Origin of the sequence: Pantoea sp. RIT413 (assembly GCF_003057675.2) — a bacterium.
GTDB lineage: Bacteria > Pseudomonadota > Gammaproteobacteria > Enterobacterales > Enterobacteriaceae > Pantoea > Pantoea eucrina.
In genome coordinates, this window is record NZ_QBJB02000007.1 from 133100 (window position 1) to 149606 (window position 16507).

At 56.6% G+C, this 16507-nt stretch carries 14 protein-coding genes and 4 tRNA genes; all 18 read left to right on the forward strand.

Translation table 11 applies throughout. The features are described 5' to 3' along the window. The first annotated feature begins 104 nt into the window (after positions 1-104). Positions 105-437, forward strand: coding sequence for a thioredoxin TrxA (trxA, locus tag DBY66_RS11290; RefSeq protein WP_039381699.1), 333 nt, complete (start codon positions 105-107; stop codon positions 435-437). 344 nt (positions 438-781) lie between these two features. Then, the gene (gene rho, locus DBY66_RS11295) at positions 782-2041 is read left to right on the forward strand and encodes a transcription termination factor Rho (RefSeq protein WP_039381703.1); all 1260 of its coding nucleotides are present in this window, start codon (positions 782-784) and stop codon (positions 2039-2041) included. Positions 2042-2315: 274 nt separating this feature from the next. Next, positions 2316-3392: a UDP-N-acetylglucosamine--undecaprenyl-phosphate N-acetylglucosaminephosphotransferase gene (gene wecA / locus DBY66_RS11300; RefSeq protein WP_071668220.1), complete on the forward strand. Its 1077-nt coding sequence runs from the start codon at positions 2316-2318 to the stop codon at positions 3390-3392. Positions 3393-3425: 33 nt separating this feature from the next. Further along, the gene (wzzE, locus tag DBY66_RS11305; protein ID WP_071668219.1) at positions 3426-4472 is read left to right on the forward strand and encodes an ECA polysaccharide chain length modulation protein; all 1047 of its coding nucleotides are present in this window, start codon (positions 3426-3428) and stop codon (positions 4470-4472) included. A gap of 10 nt (positions 4473-4482) precedes the next feature. Further along, positions 4483-5607 carry a UDP-N-acetylglucosamine 2-epimerase (non-hydrolyzing) gene (gene wecB / locus DBY66_RS11310; protein WP_039385676.1) on the forward strand — a complete coding sequence of 375 codons (1125 nt, stop codon included), beginning with the start codon at positions 4483-4485 and terminating at the stop codon, positions 5605-5607. Between the two features lie 2 nt (positions 5608-5609). Further along, positions 5610-6869, forward strand: a complete 1260-nt coding sequence (gene wecC / locus DBY66_RS11315) for a UDP-N-acetyl-D-mannosamine dehydrogenase (RefSeq protein ID WP_071668218.1) — start codon at positions 5610-5612, stop codon at positions 6867-6869. After that, positions 6866-7942, forward strand: coding sequence for a dTDP-glucose 4,6-dehydratase (gene rfbB, locus DBY66_RS11320; RefSeq protein WP_104085860.1), 1077 nt, complete (start codon positions 6866-6868; stop codon positions 7940-7942). The genes wecC and rfbB overlap by 4 nt, the downstream gene beginning before the upstream one ends. 22 nt (positions 7943-7964) lie before the next feature. Beyond that, positions 7965-8846, forward strand: a complete 882-nt coding sequence (gene rfbA, locus DBY66_RS11325) for a glucose-1-phosphate thymidylyltransferase RfbA (RefSeq protein ID WP_039381718.1) — start codon at positions 7965-7967, stop codon at positions 8844-8846. After that, on the forward strand, positions 8824-9522 hold the full coding sequence (gene rffC / locus DBY66_RS11330; protein ID WP_039381720.1) for a dTDP-4-amino-4,6-dideoxy-D-galactose acyltransferase: 699 nt from the start codon (positions 8824-8826) through the stop codon (positions 9520-9522). The genes rfbA and rffC overlap by 23 nt, the downstream gene beginning before the upstream one ends. Beyond that, positions 9519-10649, forward strand: coding sequence for a dTDP-4-amino-4,6-dideoxygalactose transaminase (gene rffA, locus DBY66_RS11335; protein ID WP_108570101.1), 1131 nt, complete (start codon positions 9519-9521; stop codon positions 10647-10649). The genes rffC and rffA overlap by 4 nt, the downstream gene beginning before the upstream one ends. Beyond that, positions 10649-11902 (forward strand): lipid III flippase WzxE, encoded by a 1254-nt coding sequence (wzxE, locus tag DBY66_RS11340; RefSeq protein WP_108570102.1) that lies wholly within the window; start codon positions 10649-10651, stop codon positions 11900-11902. Before rffA ends, wzxE begins: the two co-directional genes overlap by 1 nt. Beyond that, positions 11899-12969 (forward strand): TDP-N-acetylfucosamine:lipid II N-acetylfucosaminyltransferase, encoded by a 1071-nt coding sequence (locus DBY66_RS11345; RefSeq protein ID WP_108570103.1) that lies wholly within the window; start codon positions 11899-11901, stop codon positions 12967-12969. Before wzxE ends, DBY66_RS11345 begins: the two co-directional genes overlap by 4 nt. Then, complete coding sequence (gene wzyE, locus DBY66_RS11350; protein ID WP_108570104.1) at positions 12966-14309, forward strand: ECA oligosaccharide polymerase; 1344 nt, start codon at positions 12966-12968, stop codon at positions 14307-14309. The genes DBY66_RS11345 and wzyE overlap by 4 nt, the downstream gene beginning before the upstream one ends. Positions 14310-14327: 18 nt before the next feature. Further along, entirely contained in the window at positions 14328-15071 is a 744-nt protein-coding gene (wecG, locus tag DBY66_RS11355) for a lipopolysaccharide N-acetylmannosaminouronosyltransferase (RefSeq protein ID WP_199559922.1), read from the forward strand. A 158-nt stretch (positions 15072-15229) separates the two neighbouring features. Beyond that, positions 15230-15306 (forward strand) — tRNA-Arg (locus DBY66_RS11360). A gap of 90 nt (positions 15307-15396) precedes the next feature. Next, a tRNA-His gene (locus DBY66_RS11365) sits at positions 15397-15472 on the forward strand. A gap of 16 nt (positions 15473-15488) precedes the next feature. After that, a tRNA-Leu gene (locus tag DBY66_RS11370) sits at positions 15489-15575 on the forward strand. 53 nt (positions 15576-15628) lie between these two features. Continuing rightward, positions 15629-15705, forward strand: a tRNA-Pro gene (locus DBY66_RS11375). Positions 15706-16507: the final 802 nt, after the last annotated feature.

Below are 16507 nucleotides of genomic sequence, written 5' to 3' on the forward strand. Positions count from 1 at the left end.
TATCAGCTTACTATCGCTTTACGAAAGCGTATCCGATGAAATAAAGTTAACCAACGTTGGTATATTTTACGCCAATTCGCCAGGCATAATCTTTGGAGTTAAACATGAGCAGCGATAAAATCGTTCACCTCACCGATGACAGTTTCGATACTGACGTGCTGAAAGCCGAGGGTGTTACCCTGGTTGACTTCTGGGCTGAATGGTGTGGTCCTTGCAAAATGATCGCCCCGATCCTCGATGAAGTTGCTGAAGAGTACGACGGTAAGCTTACCATCGCCAAGCTGAACATTGATGAGAACCCAGGTACCGCGCCAAAATATGGCATCCGTGGTATTCCGACCCTGCTGCTGTTTAAAAACGGCGAAGTGGCGGCAACTAAAGTGGGTGCGCTGTCTAAAGGCCAGCTGAAAGAGTTCCTGAACGCCAATCTAGCGTAAGCGCAACGCGCTCTGTTCCGCAGTGGTGAATTTTTTCGCCACTGCTGGACGCCGCTGGTCAGGCGTGCTAATTTGACGATACTGCATTACGCACTTACCTTTGTAGTTTGCATCTAAAGATTTCTCTTGTCAGACCCCGCTCGAGTTGAACGTTTTTGTGGTTTGGCAATCTGACGGCTAGCATACCCGGCATCATCTTTCGACCGTCTCTCGCTTCCTATCGCTCTATCAGACGATACCCGCCGAGCAGTGTTGAAAAAGAGCCATTAACAGGCATGGAATTTTTGCCATACCATTCACGACAATCATTTCGAGAATTACCCCGAGTTTAAGAACCCATCACTATGAATCTTACCGAATTAAAGAATACGCCGGTTTCTGAGCTGATTACTCTCGGCGAAAATATGGGGCTGGAAAACCTGGCGCGCATGCGCAAACAGGACATTATTTTCGCCATCCTCAAACAACATGCGAAGAGCGGCGAAGACATCTTTGGTGATGGCGTGCTGGAGATATTGCAGGACGGATTTGGATTCCTCCGTTCCGGAGACAGCTCCTACCTCGCCGGTCCTGACGATATCTATGTTTCCCCCAGCCAGATTCGTCGTTTTAACCTGCGTACCGGCGACACCATTTCCGGTAAAATCCGTCCGCCAAAAGAGGGTGAGCGCTATTTTGCCCTGCTGAAAGTTAACGAAGTTAACTACGACAAGCCGGAAAACGCCCGCAGTAAGATTCTGTTCGAAAACCTCACGCCGCTGCACGCTAACAGTCGTCTGCGTATGGAGCGGGGTAATGGCTCAACTGAAGACTTAACCGCTCGCGTGCTGGATCTGGCGTCGCCAATTGGCCGCGGCCAGCGTGGCCTGATTGTGGCACCGCCAAAAGCGGGTAAAACCATGCTGCTGCAGAACATTGCGCAGAGCATTGCGTATAATCATCCGGATTGCGTCCTGATGGTGCTGCTGATTGACGAGCGCCCGGAAGAAGTGACCGAGATGCAGCGTCTGGTTAAAGGTGAAGTTATCGCCTCTACCTTCGATGAGCCTGCATCCCGCCACGTGCAGGTTGCTGAAATGGTCATCGAAAAGGCCAAGCGCCTGGTTGAGCATAAAAAAGATGTCATCATCCTGCTCGACTCAATCACCCGTCTGGCGCGTGCGTATAACACCGTGGTTCCTGCCTCAGGTAAAGTCCTGACCGGTGGTGTTGATGCCAACGCCCTGCATCGTCCGAAGCGTTTCTTCGGTGCAGCACGTAACGTGGAAGAGGGCGGTAGCCTGACTATCATCGCCACAGCGCTGGTTGATACCGGTTCGAAAATGGATGAAGTCATTTACGAAGAGTTTAAAGGTACAGGTAACATGGAACTGCACCTGTCGCGTAAGATTGCGGAAAAACGCGTCTTCCCGGCAATTGACTACAACCGTTCCGGTACCCGTAAAGAAGAGCTGCTCACCTCTCAGGAAGAGCTGCAGAAGATGTGGATCCTGCGCAAAATTATTCACCCGATGGGCGAGATTGACGCGATGGAGTTCCTCATCAACAAGCTGGCGATGACCAAAACCAACGATGAATTCTTCGACATGATGAAGCGTTCATAAGCGGTTAAAAGCGAAACAATGATATTGTTACGCAGGTAATAAATCGGCATTATTTCTGTTAAACGCCACGGCTTATCGTGGCGTTTTTTATTTGTGCGCATTAGGATTAGGCGAGTCAGAAAAGTTTTAGAATGACGCAAGCAGAAAGGCGGCGATTTTTTCAGCAACCGCGCGCGCTGCGGCCTGGTCAGACAGGGATATACAGCAATAACCGGGATTTTGCTTATTGTTGTCCACGATTTTAGCTGAGAGCGTTAATGTGAATTTACTCACTATGGGTGCAGAGCTGGGTTTAACTTTTCTCTTCTCTCTGGCATTCCTTTTTATGGCCCGTAAGGTCGCAAAAAAAATCGGATTAGTTGATAAGCCTAATGCAAGGAAAAAGCATCAGGGCGTTATCCCTCTCGTTGGCGGTATTTCCGTTTACGCTGGCGTTTGCTTCGCTTTCCTTATTACGCAGTCCTATATGCCGAACGGCCTGCTCTATCTCTTCTGTGCCGGCGTGCTGGTGCTGGTCGGCGCACTCGACGATCGCTTTGATATCAGCGTAAAGTTTCGCGCCTGTATGCAGGCGATTATCGCCGTTGTCATGATGTATGGCGCCAAGCTCTATTTGCTGAGTCTCGGTTTTATTGTGGGTCCGGTGGAGATTGTCGTCGGTCCCTTTGGCTACGTATTAACGCTGTTCGCCGTCTGGGCGGCAATTAATGCGTTTAACATGGTCGACGGTATCGATGGTCTGCTGGGCGGACTCTCCTGCGTAACGTTCGGTGCAATGGGGATCATTCTCTATTTTGACGGCATGACCAGCCTGGCAATGTGGTGTTTTGCCATGATCGCCGCCACTATTCCCTATATTTTGCTGAACCTCGGTTTTCTGGGCAAACGCTATAAAGTGTTTATGGGTGATGCCGGCAGCACCATGATCGGTTTCACCATTATCTGGATCCTGTTGGAAACGACACAGGGCCTGAGCCATCCTATTACGCCGGTAACAGCGCTGTGGCTGATCGCCATCCCGCTGATGGATATGGTGGCTATCATGTATCGCCGGCTGCGCAAGGGCATGAGTCCATTCTCAGCCGACAGGCAACATATTCACCATCTCATCATGCGTGCCGGTTTCTCGTCACGTCAGGCTTTTTTACTGATCACGCTGGCGGCGGCGCTGCTGGCAGGCATCGGCGTGCTCGGCGAATATCTGGCGTTCATACCTGAGTGGGTCATGCTGGTGCTCTTCCTGGTAGCATTTCTGCTCTATGGCTACTGCATTAAACACGCGTGGCGTATGGCACGAATGATTCGCCGTCTCAAGCGCAGATGGAATCAAGCGCATATCAATAAAACATGACCTGGATAAGCATCAGATAAGGACACCGCTGTTATGAACTCTGTTGTGGAGAACGAACTGGATATTCGCGGCCTGGGCTGCACGCTGTGGCGCGGTAAACGCTGGATAGCGGGCTGCGCTGTTCTGTTTGCCCTGCTGGCCTGGCTCGCTTCAATGCTGATGAAGCAGGCGTGGAGCACCACGGCAGTCACCGACAGGCCTACGGTTAACATGCTGGGCGACTACTATGTACAGCAGCAGTTTCTGAACAACCTCGATATCCACAGCAATACGCTGAGCCTGAATAATCCGGCCCCTACCGTAATGGATGAGGTCTATCAGGAGTTCACCATGCAGCTCGCTTCATGGGATACGCGGCGCGATTTCTGGCAGCAGACCGACTATTTTAAAAGCCGTAAAAGTGGTAATGCGCATAATGATGCGGCCTTGCTGGACGATATGATCACCAACATCCAGTTTATGCCGGCAGATAGTGCGCACAACACGCTTGATACGGTGCGGCTGGTGGCAGAAACCGCCGGTGATGCTAACAATCTTCTGCGTCAGTATATTGCTTACGCCAGCGAGCGTGCGGCACGCCATCTGAATGAAGAGCTGAAAGGCGCATGGCAGGCGCGTAACGTGCAGCTGCAGTCGCAGGTTGACCGGCAGCAGGCGGTGGCGCAGGCGGTGTACGATCGCCAGCGTCAGCGCATTGAGCAGGCGCTGAAGCTCGCCAGTCAGCAGGGTATTACCGATAACCGTGCGCCTGCTGCAGGTGAGAGCCTGCCAGAGAGCGATCGCTTTTTACTGGGCCAGCAGCGGCTACAGGCGCAGCTCGATATGCTGCAGGCCAGCGGCCCCGCCTACGATTTGAGCTATGATCAAAACAGGGCGATGCTGAGCACGTTACAGGCTGGCCCACGCCTTGATAAACAGTTCCAGACTTACCGCTACCTGCGTACGCCGGAAGAGCCCGTTTCACGCGACAGCCCGCGCCGTCTGTTTATGATGGTGATGTGGGGAGCGATCGGGGCGCTGGTCGGAGCGGGTGTGGCGCTGGTGCGCCGGCCGCGCGCGTTATCAGCTATTCGCCAATAAGAGAATCAGCGTGAAAGTACTGACTGTATTTGGCACCCGTCCTGAAGCCATCAAAATGGCGCCGCTGGTGCAGGCACTGGCGCAGGATGCTGCGTTTGAATCCCGCCTGTGCGTCACCGCACAGCACCGTGAAATGCTCGATCAGGTGCTGCATCTGTTTCAGCTGCAGCCCGATTACGATTTAAATATCATGCGCCCGGAGCAGGGGCTGACTGAGATTACCTGCCGTATTCTGCAGGGCATGAAAACCGTTTTAGCCGATTTTAAACCTGATGTGGTGCTGGTGCACGGTGATACCACCACCACGCTGGCGGCCAGCCTGGCGGCCTTTTATCAGCAGATCCCGGTGGGACACGTCGAGGCTGGTTTACGCACCGGTAATCTGATGTCGCCCTGGCCGGAGGAGGCTAACCGCACGCTCACAGGCCATCTGGCAAGCTATCACTTCACGCCGACCACCACATCGCGGCAGAACCTGCTGCGGGAAAACCTGCCTGATGCGCGTATCTTTGTCACCGGCAATACGGTAATCGACGCGCTGCTGTGGGTGCGCGATCGCGTGCTGACCAACGCCGATCTCAATGCCCGTCTGGCGGCGCACTATCCGTTTCTGGAATCGGACAAAAAGCTGATCCTGGTTACCGGTCACCGGCGCGAAAGTTTTGGTAAGGGCTTTGAGCGTATCTGCAGTGCGCTGGCGCAGATTGCGCGCCTTCATCCGCAGGCGCAGATCGTCTATCCGGTGCATCTCAATCCCAACGTCAGCGAGCCGGTTAACCGGATACTTAGCGGTATCGACAATATTATTCTGATCGAACCGCAGGAGTATCTGCCGTTTGTCTGGTTGATGAACCGTGCCTGGCTGATCCTCACCGATTCCGGCGGAATTCAGGAAGAGGCGCCGTCGCTGGGGAAACCGGTGCTGGTGATGCGCGATACCACGGAGCGGCCGGAAGCGGTCGCGGCAGGGACGGTAAAACTGGTTGGCACCGATGTCGATACCATTGTCGCTGAAGTCACCCTGCTGCTGCAGGACGAAGAGGCGTGGCAGAGTATGAGCCGGGCACACAACCCTTATGGCGACGGCCACGCCTGCGCACGCATTCTGCAGGCGCTGAACAACAACAGAGTTTAATTATGTCTTTTAATACCATTTCCGTGATCGGACTGGGTTACATCGGGCTGCCAACGGCAGCCGTTTTCGCTTCAAGGGGAAAACAGGTCGTGGGCGTGGATGTCAATCTGCGCGCCGTTGAAACCATTAACCGGGGGGAAATCCACATCGTGGAGCCCGATCTCGGCGAGGTGGTCCGGCAGGCGGTGCAGCAGGGGCTGCTGCGCGCCACCACGACGGCAGAACCGGCAGATGCGTTTCTGATCGCTGTCCCCACGCCCTTTATGAACGATCATCAGCCAGACCTGAGCTTTGTCCGCGCGGCCGCGCTGTCGCTGGCACCGGTACTGAAAACAGGCGATCTGGTGATTCTGGAGTCGACTTCGCCGGTCGGCGCCACAGAGCAGATGGCGGAATGGCTGGCCGAGGCGCGTCCCGATCTGCGTTTTCCTCAGCATGAGGGCGAGAGCGATATCTTTATCGCCTACTGTCCGGAGCGGGTGCTGCCCGGCAAGGTGATGACCGAACTGCTGGAGAACGATCGCGTGATTGGCGGCATGACGCCCGCCTGTTCGGCGCGTGCCAGCGAGCTGTACCGTATTTTCCTGCGCGGAGCCTGCGTTGAAACCAACGCGCGTACGGCGGAGATGTGCAAGCTGACGGAAAACAGCTTCCGCGATGTCAATATCGCTTTTGCTAATGAGCTGTCGCTGATCTGCGCCGATCAGAAGATCAACGTCTGGGAGCTGATTGCGCTGGCGAACCGGCATCCGCGCGTCAATATTCTGCAGCCCGGACCGGGCGTGGGCGGACACTGTATTGCCGTCGACCCGTGGTTTATTGTGGCGCAGAACCCGCAGCAGGCGCGGCTGATTCGCACCGCGCGTGAAGTGAATGATGCCAAACCTGGCTGGGTACTGGAGCAGGTAAAACAGGCGCTGGCGGAGTGCGCGACGCAGAGCGATAAGCGCGCCAGCGAGATCGCTATTGCCTGTTTCGGGCTGGCGTTTAAGCCCGATATCGACGATCTGCGTGAGAGCCCGGCGATGGCGGTCGCGCAGCGCATTGCGGCGTGGCACAGCGGAGAGACCTGGGTTGTCGAGCCGCACGTTACGTCGATTCCTGACCGGCTGGGGCAGGACGCCTCGCTGGTATCCGTGGAGCAGGCGCTACAGCAGGCTGACATTCTGGTGATGCTGGTTGATCATGCACAGTTCCGGGCCATTGACGCTGCGCAGATTGCCCAGCCGTGGATTGTCGATACCAAAGGGGTATGGCGATGAAACGCTTTCTGATCACCGGCGGCGCGGGATTTATAGGCTCAGCGCTGGTGCGCTTTCTGATTGAAAGCACGGAGCATCAGGTCGTGGTGGTGGATAAGCTAAGCTACGCCGGCAATCTGGCGTCGCTGGCGGGCGTGCAGCAGCATCCGCGTTTTGCCTTTGAGCAGGTTGATATCTGTAACCGGCCGGAGCTTGATCGGGTGCTGGCGCAGTATCAGCCCGACTGCGTAATGCATCTGGCAGCAGAAAGCCACGTCGACCGCTCGATTGATGGGCCATTTGCCTTTATCGAAACCAATATTGTCGGCACTTATCATCTGCTGGAAGCGGTACGCCACTACTGGCAGGCGATGGAGAGCACGCGCAAAGCTGGCTTCCTGCTGCACCATATTTCCACAGACGAAGTCTTTGGCGATCTGCACGGTACGGATGATTTTTTCACCGAAACCACGCCTTATGCGCCGAGCAGCCCCTACTCCGCATCAAAAGCCAGCAGCGATCATCTGATGCGTGCCTGGATGCGAACGTATGGACTGCCGGTGATCGTCACCAACTGCTCCAATAATTATGGCCCGTGCCATTTTCCGGAGAAGCTGATCCCGCTGACTATCATCAATGCGCTGGCGGGCAAGGCGCTGCCGGTCTACGGCAACGGCAGCCAGATCCGCGACTGGCTCTATGTGGAAGATCATGCGCGCGCGCTCTATACCGTTGTCAGTCACGGCAAAGCAGGAGAGACCTACAATATTGGCGGGCATAATGAGCGACGTAATCTTGAGGTAGTGCACGCCCTGTGCGATCTGCTCGATGAGCTTGCCGCCGGGCAGCGTCCTGCGGCGATTAACAGCTACCGCGAGCTGATCGCCTTTGTTAGCGACCGTCCCGGACACGATCTGCGTTACGCCATCGATGCCAGCAAAATTGCCCGCGAGCTGGGCTGGACGCCACAGGAAACCTTTGAGAGCGGCATACGTAAAACGGTGGAGTGGTATCTGGCCAACCCGCAGTGGTGGCAGGCTATTCTCAACGGCAGCTATCGCGCTGAACGCCTCGGCTTAACCGCATCGCGCTGAAGCAGAGCCAGAAGGAGCAATGATGAAAGGTATTATTCTGGCGGGTGGTTCAGGAACGCGCCTGCATCCGATTACCCGCGCAATTTCCAAGCAGCTGCTGCCGGTGTATGACAAGCCGATGATCTATTATCCCCTTTCTGTCCTGATGCTGGCAGGCATCCGCGATGTGTTGATCATTACCACGCCTGAAGACCGGGCGCACTTTGAGCGTCTGCTGGGGGATGGCAGTGAGTTTGGTGTCCGGCTCTCCTATGCTGAACAGCCAAGCCCCGATGGACTGGCGCAGGCGTTTATTATTGGTGAATCGTTTATTGGTGACGACCACTGCTGTCTGGTGCTGGGCGACAATCTCTACTTTGGTCAGGGTTTTAGTCCGAAGCTGAAAAAAGTGGCTGCCCGAACGGAAGGCGCGACGCTCTTCGCTTACCAGGTGATGGATCCCGAGCGGTTCGGCGTGGTGGAATTTGATGAGGCGTTTAATGCGCTTTCAATCGAAGAGAAGCCGGCGCAGCCAAAATCGCGCTGGGCGGTGACCGGACTCTATTTTTACGATCGCCGCGTGGTGGAGTTTGCAAAGCGCGTCCAGCCCTCGGCGCGCGGTGAGCTGGAGATTACGGCGATTAACCAGATGTACCTGGAGGCTGGCTCACTCTCTGTTGAGCTGCTGGGTCGCGGGTTCGCCTGGCTGGATACCGGTACGCATGACAGCCTGGTTGAAGCCAGCGTCTTTGTGCAGACGGTAGAAAAGCGGCAGGGATTCAAGATAGCCTGCCTGGAAGAGATTGCCTGGCGCAACGGCTGGCTGAGCGATGCTCAGCTACAGGCGGCAGGCGAGGCGTTAACCAAAACCGGCTACGGCCAGTATCTGCTGGATATTTTACATGCCCGTCCGCGTCAGTATTGATCCCCTTGAGTGGGAGAGTGACTTCTTTCATCAGCCCACGGCGCGCCTGACGCTGCAGGGTGAACTAACGTTGCCGCAGGCGCTGCAGCAGGCGACAGGCCTGCTGCAGATAAAAGTGCCGGCAGAGCAGACCGCGGCGATTGATGCGGTCTGCCAGCACGGCTTTCAGCTGGTTGAGGGAGAAGCCGATCTGACGTTACCGCTGACGCAGACGGCGCGTCAGCCTGGCGTACGAATTGCGCGTGAGGCGCAAATCCCGGCGTTGCGTGCCGCCGCTGCAGAAGCCTTCAGCCAGAGCCGGTTTCGTGCCCCGTGGTTTGACGCGGCCGACAGCGGCCGGTTTTATGCGCAGTGGATTGAAAACGCGGTGCGCGGCACCTTCGATCACCAGTGTCTGATCGCCTGCGATGAACAGGGCAGCCTGCAGGGCTTTGTCTCCCTGCGTGAAGTGAACGGCGATGTGCGTATCGGACTGCTGGCGGTGCTGCCTGATGCCCGGTCGCAGGGTATTGGCCAGCGTCTGCTGCTGGCTGCGGCTGACTGGGGCCGGGTGCGCCAGCTGGCGCAGCTGCGAGTTGCCACGCAGCTCAGCAATCTTGCAGCGATGCGCCTCTATTTACGCTGCGGTGCCCGGCTGGAAAGCACCGCCTACTGGTTTTACAGGAAAGCATCATGATCCCTTTTAACGCGCCCCCTGTGGTGGGCACTGAAACAGACTATATGCAGTCGGCGATGGCCAGCGGCAAGCTGTGCGGTGACGGCGGCTTTACCCGCCGCTGCCAGCAGTGGATGGAGCAGCATTTTGGCAGTAAAAAAGTGCTGCTGACGCCCTCCTGCACCGCCTCGCTGGAGATGGCCGCGCTGCTGATCAACATCGAGCCCGGTGATGAAGTGATCATGCCGAGCTATACCTTTGTCTCCACCGCAAACGCGTTTGTGCTGCGCGGCGCCACCATTGTCTTTGTTGACGTGCGCCCGGATACGATGAACATCGATGAGACACTGATTGAGGCTGCGATCACGCCGAAAACGCGCGCTATCGTACCGGTACACTATGCGGGCGTGGCGTGTGAAATGGACACCATTATGGCGCTGGCCGCAAAGCATCAGCTTTATGTCATCGAAGATGCTGCACAGGGCGTCATGTCACAGTATAAAGGCCGCGCGCTTGGCACCATCGGGCACATCGGCTGCTTTAGCTTTCACGAAACGAAAAATTACACCGCCGGAGGTGAAGGCGGCGCGACGCTGATAAATGATGCGGCGCTCACCGAGCGTGCTGAAATTATCCGGGAAAAAGGCACCAACCGCAGTCAGTTTTTCCGTGGTCAGGTGGATAAATATACCTGGCGCGATATCGGCTCAAGCTACCTGATGGCCGATCTGCAGGCAGCCTATCTCTGGGCGCAGCTGGAAGCGGCACAGACCATTAATCAGCAGCGACTGCGACTGTGGCAGCGCTACTACGATGCGCTGCAGCCGCTGGCGGCTCAGGGGCGGATCGCGCTGCCGGCAGTGCCGGATAGCTGCCGTCATAACGCGCATATGTTCTATCTGAAACTGCGCGACAGTGGCGATCGCGAAGCGCTGATACGCTGGATGAAAGAAGCGGAAATCCTCACGGTATTTCACTATATCCCGCTGCATACGTCGCCTGCCGGTGAGCGGTTTGGCCGCTTCCACGGTGAAGATCGCGTCACCACGCGCGACAGCGAGCGCCTGCTGCGTCTGCCGCTGTTCTATAACCTGTCAGATAACAATCAGCGTACCGTGATTAGCTCTCTGCTGAGCTACTTTGCCTGATGTCGCTGGCAAAAGCATCGGTCTGGACCGCGGCCTCTACGCTGGTAAAAATTGCGGCTGGCCTGCTGGTGATAAAGCTGCTGGCGCTGAGTTTCGGCCCGGAAGGCGTCGGGCAGGCGGGTAACTTCCGGCAGCTGATCACCGTGCTCGGCGTACTGGCTGGCGCAGGCATTTTTAACGGCGTGACCGCCAGCGTGGCGCAGCTGCAGCATGAACCTGCACAGCTGCGGGCGCTGACCGGCACGGCCTCTGCGATGGTGCTGGGCTTTTCGGTGCTGCTGGCCGCCGGTCTGCTGCTGGGCGCGGCACCGGTCAGCCGGGTGCTGTTTGGACATGAGCACTACCAGAGCGTGGTGCGCATCGTGGCGTTTCTGCAGTTTGGCATCGCCTGGGCAAACCTGGCGCTGGCGCTGCTGAAAGGCTTTCGCGATGCGCGCGGCAATGCCCTGGCGCTGATAACCGGCAGCCTGACAGGCGTGGCCGGTTATATTATTTGCTGGTGGCTGGGCGGTTATCAGGGAGCGCTGGCGGGACTGGCGCTGGTTCCGGCGCTGCTGGTAGTACCGGCGCTGATTATGCTGCGGCGCCATCGTGCGGTGCTGCCGCTGCGCTGGCTCAGACCGGTATGGCAGCCGGAACGGGCACGCAATCTGGCAAAGTATACGCTGATGGCGCTGATAACGTCGATCACGCTGCCGGTTGCGTGGGTGATGATGCGTAATCTGCTGGCGGAACAGCAGGGCTGGGCGCAGGTGGGATTATGGCAGGGCGTGACGACGATCTCTGACGCCTATCTGCAGTTTATTACCGCCACTTTCAGCGTCTGGCTGCTGCCGACGCTGGCACGCCTGGAGGATAAGCAGCAGATTGCACGGGAGATAGGCCGCGCGCTGCGGTTTGTACTGCCGGCGGTGGCGGCCGCCAGTTTCGCTGTCTGGCTGCTGCGCGACATGGCGATCTGGCTGCTGTTTTCCCCGCAGTTTAGCGGCATGCGCGATCTTTTTATCTGGCAGTTATGTGGCGATCTCTTTAAAGTCGGCGCCTATGTTTTCGGATATCTGGTGATCGCCAAAGCGTCGCTGCGCTTCTATATTCTCACCGAGATCAGCCAGTTTGCTTTGCTGACGCTGTTTTCGCGCTGGCTGATCCCGCTTCACGGCGCGACTGGCGCAGCGCAGGCGTATATGGCGACCTATATACTCTATTTTGCCCTTTGCTGTGGCGCTTTCCTGATTTATTGCCGGACAAAATGACGTTATTTCATGTGCTGGGATCTGATATCCCGCATCACAATCAGACGGTGCTGCGTTTCTTTAATGACGTTATAGGCACTGAATTGCCTGCCGCCGCGCCGCGCCGCTTTATGGTGGTTGCTGCGCCTGGCTCGCTGCCCGCCTGTAGCCAGCTGCAGATCGAAACTTTCGCCACTAAAGCCGCGCTGGCGCAGGCGGTGATAGCGCGCGCCGCCGATCGCTCTCAGCGCTTTTTCTTTCACGGACAGTTTAACCCGCGTATCTGGCTGGCGCTGCTCAGTGGAAAGATCCGCCGCCATCAGGCGTTCTGGCATGTCTGGGGAGCTGACCTGTATGAAGAGGGCGCCGGGCTGAAATATCGTCTGTTCTATCTGCTGCGCCGCATCGCGCAGGGGCGTGTGGCTCAGGTATTTGCTACGCGCGGCGATCTCTTTTTTTATCAGCAGCGGCATCCGCAGGTGCCGGCGTCGCTGCTCTATTTTCCGACGCGCATGCCTGATATTGCGCTGCCGTCAGCCACAGCATCGGAGGGTGCGCTGACGATCCTGCTGGGTAACTCCGGCGATCGCAGCAACCGGCACATTGAAGGATTACAGGCGATACGCCGGCAGTTTGGCGAGCAAATCAGCGTGCTGGTCCCGCTCGGCTACCCGGCCAACAACTATGCCTATATCGATGAGATCGATGCGGCGGCGCAGCGTCTGTTTCCGGCCGGGCAGGTTACGTTGATCCGCGACAGGCTCGATTTTCAAGCCTACCTGCAGCTGCTCAGACGCTGCCAGCTTGGCTATTTTATGTTTGAGCGGCAGCAGGGGATTGGCACGCTCTGTTTGCTGATTCAGGCTAACATTCCCTTTGTGCTGAACCGTAAAAATCCGTTCTGGCGCGATCTCAGCGAGCAGGGTGTTCCGGTGCTGTTCAGCTGTGATGAACTTGATGCCAGCCGCATCGCGGAAGCGCAGCGCCAGCTGACGGCGTGTGACAAGCCGGCCATCGCTTTTTTTGCGCCGGGCTATCTTGCCGGCTGGCGCCATGCGCTCAGCCTGAGTGAAGGAAGTGCATCATGAGTCTGCTGCAGTTTAGTGGTCTGCTGGTGGTTTATCTCTGCTCGCTGGGCTTTATCCTGACGCTCACCTGGCGTGAGTTCAGGCGCGTGCGCTTTAACTTTCATCTCTTCTTTACGCTGCTGTTTCTGCTGACCTTCTACTTTGGTTTTCCGCTGACCAGCATACTGGTGTTCCGCTTTGATGTGGCCGTGGTACCGCCAGCCTTTCTGCTGCAGGCGCTGCTGGCAGCCACCAGCTTCTACGCTATTTATTACGTCAGTTATAAAGTCCGGCTGCGACCGGCCAGCGCCGCGCCGCGCAAGCCGTGGCTGGTTATGGATCGGGTGGAGACGCATCTCACCTGCCTGCTGCTGGCGCTGGTGGCGATTGGCACGGTGACCGTGTTTTTCATGCATAACGGGCTACTGCTGTTCCGGCTCTCCGCCTATAACCAGATTTTCTCGAGTGAGGTTTCTGGCGTGGCGCTCAAGCGCTTCTTCTATTTCTTTATTCCGGCGATGCTAATCCGCTATTTTCTGCATCCGACACAGCGGCAGTGGCTGCTGTTTCTGCTGGTGACGGTGGCGTTTGGCTTGCTGACCTATGCGCTGGTGGGCGGTACGCGCGCAAACATCATCATCGCTTTTGCGCTGTTTCTGTTCATCGGTATTACGCGCGGCTGGATCACGCTCTGGATGCTGGCAGGGGCAGGCGCGATGGCGATCTGCGGTATGTTCTGGCTGGCGCTGCGGCGCTACAACCTGGATGTGGCCGGGGCAGAGGCCTTTTATACGTTTCTCTACCTGACGCGGGATACGTTCTCGCCGTGGGAGAACCTGGCGCTGCTGCTGCAGAACTATGACAAAATCGACTTTCAGGGGCTGGCGCCGCTCTGGCGCGACTTTTATGTCTTTATTCCGGGCTGGCTGTGGCCCGATCGCCCCTCTGCGATCCTGAACAGCGCTAACTACTTTACCTGGGAAGTGCTGAATAACCACTCCGGCCTGGCCATTTCGCCGACGCTGATCGGTTCGCTGCTGATCATGGGTGGCGTGCTGTTTATTCCACTGGGTGCGGTCGCGGTGGGTCTCCTGATGAAAGGCTTTGACGCGCTTTATACGCAGGGACGTGACAGCGACAACCGCTATAGCGGCGCGGTGCTGCAGAGTTTCTGTTTCGGCGCGGTGTTTAACATGATCGTTCTCGCTCGCGAGGGGCTGGACGCATTCGGCTCGCGCGTGGTGTTTTTCTGCATCATTTTTGCCGCCTGTACAGGCCTGGCAAAGCTGCTCAGCTGGCTGCTGGCGCGCGCAGGGCTTATTCGTCCGCGTCGTGTTCAGGCGCTGCGCGGTTCCTCCTGATCACCGGGCAAACGGAAGATGAAAACCATGAAGACCACTGAGCCGCATTACGCGATACGCGGCGTTGATCTGCACGCGTTTAACGATATGGAGAGCTTTGTCAGCTTTCTGCTGCCTGACAATACGCCCCGGCGCGGTACGCTGATTGCCATCAATGCTGAAAAGATGCTGACGCTGGAAGAAGATGCGCAGCTGCGCGCTCTGATTAGCGAAGCTGAGTTTAAATATCCGGATGGCATCAGTATTGTCCGCTCGCTGCGCAAAAAGTATCCGCAGCTGCAGGTTAGCCGCATTGCCGGTGCCGATCTGTGGGAGGCGCTGATGGAGCGCGCCGGACGCACCGGGATCCCGGTATTTTTAATTGGCGGCCGCGAGCAGGTACTGCAGGAGACCTGCGACAAACTGCAGCGTCAGTGGAACGTAAATATTGTTGGCAGCCAGAACGGCTATTTTGCCCCGGCTGACCGCGAGGCGCTGTTTGCACGTATCGCTGCGAGCGGCGCAAAAATCGTTACCGTAGCGCAGGGCTCACCACGTCAGGAGCTTTTGATGCGTGACTGCCGCCAGCACTGGCCCGACGCACTCTATATGGGAGTAGGCGGCACCTATGATGTTTTTACCGGCAACGTTACCCGTGCACCGCGTCTCTGGCAGCGTCTGGGGCTGGAGTGGCTCTATCGGCTGATCCGGCAGCCTTCACGCTGGCGCCGGCAGTTAAAGCTGCTGAAATATTTGCGCTATCACTGGAGGGGCGATCTCTGAGGCTGCTGATTAATCCAGCGATTTTTTAGCTTATAAGCGTGAAATTGCGCTATTTATCGACGGAATGCACAAAGCATAACCAAACGCGTTTTTTTCTTTAAAAAGCACTGGACAGGGTGAAGCCAAATACGTAGTATGCCCATCCGCAACGGCGCTACGCGCCCGTAGCTCAGCTGGATAGAGCGCTGCCCTCCGGAGGCAGAGGTCTCAGGTTCGAATCCTGTCGGGCGCGCCATTTTCTTTTGGGCGCAAGAGCTTCGGTGGTTGGTTTTAACCGCGTTATGCAGTGAATAGTAAGCGTAACAGCTTACGCACCAGAATTATGGTGGCTATAGCTCAGTTGGTAGAGCCCTGGATTGTGATTCCAGTTGTCGTGGGTTCGAGTCCCATTAGCCACCCCAGATTTTGCTGGGACATGCGAAGGTGGCGGAATTGGTAGACGCGCTAGCTTCAGGTGTTAGTGTTCTTACGGACGTGAGGGTTCAAGTCCCTCTCTTCGCACCAGGCAGAATTTTAGTAAAGAAGTAAAGAAGTAAAGAAGTAAAGAAGTAAAAAATCGGCGAGTAGCGCAGCTTGGTAGCGCAACTGGTTTGGGACCAGTGGGTCGGAGGTTCGAATCCTCTCTCGCCGACCATATTCGAAAAGCCTGCTTGAAAAAGCAGGCTTTTTTCGTTTGCGTGTAATCTGCGGCCAGGGTCGCATAAATGCGACCCCTGCAAAAAATCCGCGATACGATGCGCGGCCCCCACCAAACCGTAGGGGGGCCATTTATGGCGCCCTGGTTAAGGGCGGGTACGATACGCAATGACGTAACCCGCGATACGGTCTGCGGCCAGGGTCGCATAAATGCGACCCCTGCAAAAAATCCGCGATACGATGCGCGGCCCCCACCAAACCGTAGGGGGGCCATTTATGGCGCCCTGGTTAAGGGCGGGTACGATACGCAATGACGTAACCCGCGATACGGTCTGCGGCCAGGGTCGCATAAATGCGACCCCTGCAAAAAAATCCGCGATACGATGCGCGGCCCCCACCAAACCGTAGGGGGGCCATTTATGGCGCCCTGGTTAAGGGCGGGTACGATACGCAATGACGTAACCCGCAATACGGTCTGCGGCCAGGATCGCATAAATGCGACCCCTGCAAAAAATCCGCGATACGATGCGCGGCCCCCACCAAACCGTAGGGGCGCCATTAATGGCGCCCTGGTTTAAACCCGCCATTCGACCGCTACAGTTTTTGTCGTATTTTTGCGACAGATAACGCTTTGAATAAATTGAATTTGTTCCATAAGAGAACTATTTGTCGTTGTTTTGCGACGGAAATGACCACAATGGCATACTGCCTGCGGCATGTCGCTTTTAAGATAAGAGAACAGCAGCGTTAACTCTCTGAACCAGAAAAGCTTTTTAAGAAAAATGCCAATCTGGCACATC

Excerpts from the sequence above, each read along its gene's own strand:
- DBY66_RS11345 (WP_108570103.1), top strand. The coding sequence starts at position 11,899 with ATGACGTTATTTCATGTGCTGGGATCTGATATCCCGCATCACAATCAG.
- wzzE (WP_071668219.1), top strand. The coding sequence starts at position 3,426 with ATGAACTCTGTTGTGGAGAACGAACTGGATATTCGCGGCCTGGGCTGC.
- wzxE (WP_108570102.1), top strand. The coding sequence starts at position 10,649 with ATGTCGCTGGCAAAAGCATCGGTCTGGACCGCGGCCTCTACGCTGGTA.
- wecG (WP_199559922.1), top strand. The coding sequence starts at position 14,328 with ATGAAAACCATGAAGACCACTGAGCCGCATTACGCGATACGCGGCGTT.
- rho (WP_039381703.1), top strand. The coding sequence starts at position 782 with ATGAATCTTACCGAATTAAAGAATACGCCGGTTTCTGAGCTGATTACT.
- wecC (WP_071668218.1), top strand. The coding sequence starts at position 5,610 with ATGTCTTTTAATACCATTTCCGTGATCGGACTGGGTTACATCGGGCTG.
- rfbB (WP_104085860.1), top strand. The coding sequence starts at position 6,866 with ATGAAACGCTTTCTGATCACCGGCGGCGCGGGATTTATAGGCTCAGCG.
- rffA (WP_108570101.1), top strand. The coding sequence starts at position 9,519 with ATGATCCCTTTTAACGCGCCCCCTGTGGTGGGCACTGAAACAGACTAT.
- rfbA (WP_039381718.1), top strand. The coding sequence starts at position 7,965 with ATGAAAGGTATTATTCTGGCGGGTGGTTCAGGAACGCGCCTGCATCCG.
- rffC (WP_039381720.1), top strand. The coding sequence starts at position 8,824 with ATGCCCGTCCGCGTCAGTATTGATCCCCTTGAGTGGGAGAGTGACTTC.
- wzyE (WP_108570104.1), top strand. The coding sequence starts at position 12,966 with ATGAGTCTGCTGCAGTTTAGTGGTCTGCTGGTGGTTTATCTCTGCTCG.
- trxA (WP_039381699.1), top strand. The coding sequence starts at position 105 with ATGAGCAGCGATAAAATCGTTCACCTCACCGATGACAGTTTCGATACT.
- wecA (WP_071668220.1), top strand. The coding sequence starts at position 2,316 with ATGGGTGCAGAGCTGGGTTTAACTTTTCTCTTCTCTCTGGCATTCCTT.